Source organism: Bacteroidota bacterium, from assembly GCA_039111535.1.
In the GTDB taxonomy this organism is placed as follows: domain Bacteria; phylum Bacteroidota; class Rhodothermia; order Rhodothermales; family JAHQVL01; genus JBCCIM01.
The window spans coordinates 1-4,574 of record JBCCIM010000311.1 but is presented as its reverse complement, the minus strand read 5'-3'; the positions used below and the strand labels follow the sequence as shown (position 1 = coordinate 4,574).

At 49.9% G+C, this 4,574-nt stretch carries 5 protein-coding genes; 2 read left to right on the top strand and 3 right to left on the bottom strand.

Annotation, left to right across the window (positions count from 1 at the left end):
• Positions 1 to 357: 357 nt before the first annotated feature.
• Positions 358 to 1,167, top strand: a complete 810-nt coding sequence (locus AAF564_26095) for an adenylate/guanylate cyclase domain-containing protein (protein MEM8489045.1) — start codon at positions 358 to 360, stop codon at positions 1,165 to 1,167.
• 3 nt (positions 1,168 to 1,170) lie between these two features.
• Here AAF564_26095 and AAF564_26090 read toward each other — a convergent pair whose 3' ends face one another.
• From AAF564_26090 to AAF564_26080, 3 genes are all read right to left on the bottom strand, one after another.
• Positions 1,171 to 1,764, bottom strand: a complete 594-nt coding sequence (locus tag AAF564_26090; GenBank protein MEM8489044.1) for an SCO family protein — start codon at positions 1,762 to 1,764, stop codon at positions 1,171 to 1,173.
• A gap of 122 nt (positions 1,765 to 1,886) precedes the next feature.
• The gene (locus AAF564_26085) at positions 1,887 to 2,510 is read right to left on the bottom strand and encodes a toxin-antitoxin system YwqK family antitoxin (protein MEM8489043.1); all 624 of its coding nucleotides are present in this window, start codon (positions 2,508 to 2,510) and stop codon (positions 1,887 to 1,889) included.
• Positions 2,497 to 3,312 (bottom strand): YHYH protein, encoded by an 816-nt coding sequence (locus tag AAF564_26080; protein MEM8489042.1) that lies wholly within the window; start codon positions 3,310 to 3,312, stop codon positions 2,497 to 2,499. The genes AAF564_26085 and AAF564_26080 overlap by 14 nt, the downstream gene beginning before the upstream one ends.
• A gap of 446 nt (positions 3,313 to 3,758) precedes the next feature.
• Between AAF564_26080 and AAF564_26075 the strand changes: the two genes are divergently transcribed.
• Positions 3,759 to 4,574 (top strand): PorV/PorQ family protein (locus tag AAF564_26075; GenBank protein MEM8489041.1); only part of this gene is annotated, 816 nt, incomplete at its 3' end.

Genomic DNA, 4,574 nt, shown 5'->3' with positions numbered 1-4,574 from the left:
GTATCTTTAGGATCAACAGTAAGATTGAAAGCGTAAGTACTAATTTTATATTGATTAGCAGGTGATTGAGCTAAAAAGAATTGTATAAACTCAACCCCAGCTTTCATATCATCAGTCAAAGGCATTTTCTTAACTTTATCAGTAGGTTCCTTTTCTACTGTATCGTTCTTAGGGGGCCAGTTTGACTGGCTATGCCTGCAGCCTGGGGTGGGGGACGCCGGCTTCGCGACTCTTGCCCATCGTTCCGGTACACCACAGCAAAGCCCCCTAGCTCGGGGTTCTTTGCCACCGCACCTGTTTTATATAAACAAACGGTTTGCGCATCGGCGATTTGTTACCAAGATTATTGGCAAGACGGTGTTTTATTTTCTGTTGATGGAGGTGGTAATCCTCATCACGTATCCCATTGCGGCCAGCCTGGAATTGGGGACCAACGTCGCTGATCCTGAAGTATGGGCAAAATACATAGCGTTTCTACCGAGCACAACCCATTTGGGCACCATTACGCAGTTGGCTTTTATGCTAGGCATCTCCCTGTTTTATGCTGAAATCAGCGATCATATGGGGCATAGGGTGCTAAAAAATCTTTTTACCGGCAAATACCATACACCTCGGGAAGAGGCGCGGATCTTTATGTTTTCTGACATGAAGTCTTCCACGAAAATTGCCGAAGAAATAGGGCACGTGCGCTATTACGAACTACTCCGCGCATACTACGATGATTTGTCGGACGGTATCGTAAATTTTGACGGAGAAGTTTACCAGTATGTTGGCGACGAAGTGATTGTGTCGTGGCCTGTAGAAGTGGGGTTGAAAAATCACCACTGCATAGGAAGCTTTTTGGCGATGAAAGCCGACCTTGAGAAAAAAGCCGACTGGTACCAGGCACAATTTGGGCTGGTACCAGAATTTAAAGCCGGCATGCACGTCGGCACTGTAACAACCGGGGAGATTGGTGCGCTAAAAAAGGAAATTGTTTTTACAGGCGATGTACTGAACGCTACTGCCCGTATTCAAGGCCAGTGTAATACGATTGGCGTGGATCTGCTCATCTCAGAAAATTTAGTGGCCCTTCTGGGCAACATGGCAAACGTGGACTTGCGTTCTGTAGGTGAATGCGCGTTGCGGGGCAAGCAGCGTGCAATCGAGTTATTCACGTTGGAATAAGTTTTATCCCTTTTGCTCATCTTTTAGCATCTGGATATCTGCAATCAGTTGTGATACCGAAGCGGTATTCATCCCATTGTAAACCCCTCGGATCCGTCGATTTTGGCCTATTAATAGAAAACTCTCGGTGTGCAGAAACGCTTCATTCCTTTTACCCTGCATACCCTTTTCTCCAAGGTCCTCTTCCGCAAAGTATGCTTCTTTGCCCAGGGTATAGATTTCTGCTCGTTCGCCTGTCACAAGGTGCCATTTGCCCTCAAGTGAACGCATCTTTTGTGCAAAAGCTTGCAGCGCAGCTGTGCTGTCCTGGTGTGGGGTGACAGAGTGCGAGAGGAGCAAAATGTCATCGTCTTCCGCAAAAGCTGATTGCAGCCGGGCCATGTTGCCCATTGTCATGGGGCAGATGCCGGGGCATGCGGTGAAGAAGAAGTTGGCGACGTAAATCTTATCCTTAAACGTGGCTTCAGTAATGCGTTTGCCGCGCTGGTCGGTAAGGGTGAAGTTGGGGATGCTGTGAAAGCCGGGAGGCACATCAGCCGGCGAGCCGAACCACTGGGGTGTGAAGCTCGCCTCGTTGTAGTAAGGCAGTGCACTCATGGCTGGTACACTGCTGACTTGCTTTATAGTGGCTCGCTTTGCTTCTTTCAGTTTTGCATCACTGTTACAGCTGGCGCAAAGCAGGAGTAGGCAGACCAAGCTTGAGATAATCGATTTATGGTTCATTGCTGTACCTGATTGCTGGTTTGCAGGGTTTCGCCATCAAGGTCAAAGCACAGGTTGGCGCGCTTTAATCCGTATATTTTGCCATCAACCGCCGCATAGTTTGCGTATAGCTTGCCGTTTTCTCGCCAGGCCTGCTGGAGGCCATCTTCTTTGCCGTGGCTGATGTTGAGCTGCTTGAACAACGCACCGCTCTGGTACCATTGCCGTTGTACGCCGTGCGCAACGCCATTGATGTAATGGGATTCAGCGCGTAACGTGCCATCCGGCCACCAGTTTTTTGTGACGCCATGCCGGCGATTCTGCATGTAGCCGGCTTCAAAGCTTTTTACCCCATTGGGATACCACTTCACACTGAGCCCATCGCGTTTTCCGTCGTAGTAGTACGTTTGCTCTGCTAGTTGCCCCTTGCTGTGTGTTTGGATGGCAAACCCGGTAAATGGCGTGCCTGCCCAAAACAGGACTCCTGTTGTTTTTACTCTTTCGAGTTCTTCAAATTGAACGCGGGCAACAGGTGTTGTGGACACAAATGATGCTTTAGGCTCAGGGAGGATCCTGCTTGCCATGACCAGGCCGGCCCCAGTCAGCACGGCAAGCAGAAAGATGGATTTAATTGATCGCATTGGGTGTGCCCTGATAATTGCCCGGGAAAAGGATGTAGTACTGGTTCAGATAGACTTCATTCTGAATATGATAGTGGTACACGTCCTCGTCACTATAGGGTGTTGGACCAACGTGTCCGCCTGATTCGTCGAGATCCGTCGGATACGTGCCATCGGGTTCGCGCCGGCCGTACAGGAAAAAGCCATCCGCCATTACACCAATCAGTTCATCGTCGTCTTCGGACCAGGCAATGGGCTCAAGATGATAGTGGTAACTCTGTGGGCCCGTATGTGCGCCGTTATAATCGAGTCCCCCAACGGCATTGTCCAGGGGTACATTGGGGCCTTCCTGGTCGTTGTAAATCATTGCACCGCTGACAGCAATACCAATGGGGCCAAGTCCGGTCGCTGATGACGAGGTTGCCTGCACCGGATTAGCAGGAATACTTAAAGAATAAGCGCCATTAAAGTCGTCGATATTTCCCGGTGCCATCCGCTCAAATGTTGTGGCAACAGGTGTTGAGAAAAGCGGGTGATTGGTTGCGGCAGCCGGTGTTATGAGGGTATTACCCATCGGGTCAATGGCAGATCGCTCTGTGGTATTGGACCAGTAAGGTGAGGTGTGATTGGGCATCCCATTGCTCTCAACGATGACCCGGTCACCATCGAGCATGATAGTGACATTGTTTGCATCAAAGGCTTCAAAGGCTGCTGCCAGTTCTACTGATTCTTCTTCATTGACGCCTTCAGAATCACATGCCGGTGCCGTGACCGCTAACAGACAAAGGCAAAAAAGCAGTCGGGAATAGGGTAGTCTGTGCATAGTGCTGTGGCTGGTTTATTGTTGATGATTGCCAAAGCTAGATGCCAGATGTTTAGATTCTGTTTAGGATCTATTTGAATATCATTTAGGATGGTTGCAAGCCTTTCAATCTACACGAAGTGGACTTTGGGGTGGGATTTTGCATGGGGTTTGTAGGCACAGTTCTTGAAGAGATGCAAGATAACGTGTTGCAGATAGGGCGGTCTTCAGGCTTGCGTGCGTACAGCTGGAGGACGAGACATTCGCCGTATGCAAATAGTACTGAAACGTTGCCGTTTGATAAACTGCACCATGGGAACGCAACGAAGTCAGCGCGGTACGAACCTCAATAAAGATGCTCCCTTATTTGCGTTTATCACACACGCCTTTGATTCCATAGTTACCACATTCCATTCATCGCGAAGAATCAACCCCGTTTGTCGATACGACAGGCCTTCAGTGTGATTATGAACCATTTCCTTTCCGCATGCAAATCCGGCCTTTATTTGCTTATTGCCGGCGTTCTTGTGTCGTTTTCTACCACATCCCCAGTACAGGCACAGAAGGTAGCCAAGTATGGTGCTGACTTTCTCGCTGGCGGTGTTGGTGGCCGCGCGCTGGGTATGGGTGGGACCCATGTTGGCGTTGTAAGTGATGTTAGCGCAATCTACTGGAATCCGGCTGGGCTGGCAGGTATTACCTATCCACAGATTTCTTACATGCATGCCGAGCGGTTTGCCGGCGCTGTGTCATTTGATTACGCCGGCGCAGCTTTCCCTATTAATGCTGCCTCAACGGTTGGGGTAACAATCATCCGAAGCGGTGTTGATGACATTCCGGTAACCCTTAATGCGTGGGATATTGAGCGGAACCAGCCCAAACCCAACCCTGAAAACTTTATCGAACGCATTTCAGCAGCTGATTATGCGTTCATGCTCAGTTACGCAAGATCTTTGAATGAAGACCTTACCGTAGGCCTCACCGGCAAAGTCATTCGGCGTTCGATTGGTGATTTTGCAGATGCCTGGGGCTACAGCTTTGATGTTGGCGTCACCTGGTCACCCGGGCAATGGCGGCTTGGCGCAAACCTGCAAGATGTTTCTACCATGCTGCAAAGCTGGAGCATCAATCAGGGTGAATTGAGCCAGCTTGAAGATTTTGGCCAGGAGCTGCCGGAGGGGGGGACGTTTGTTGTTTTGCCCGTGCTGCGCCTCGGTGCCGGCTACCATCTGCCGATGGATCAAAGTCACTTGTTGCTTGCGGCAGACCTTGATGTTGCTTTT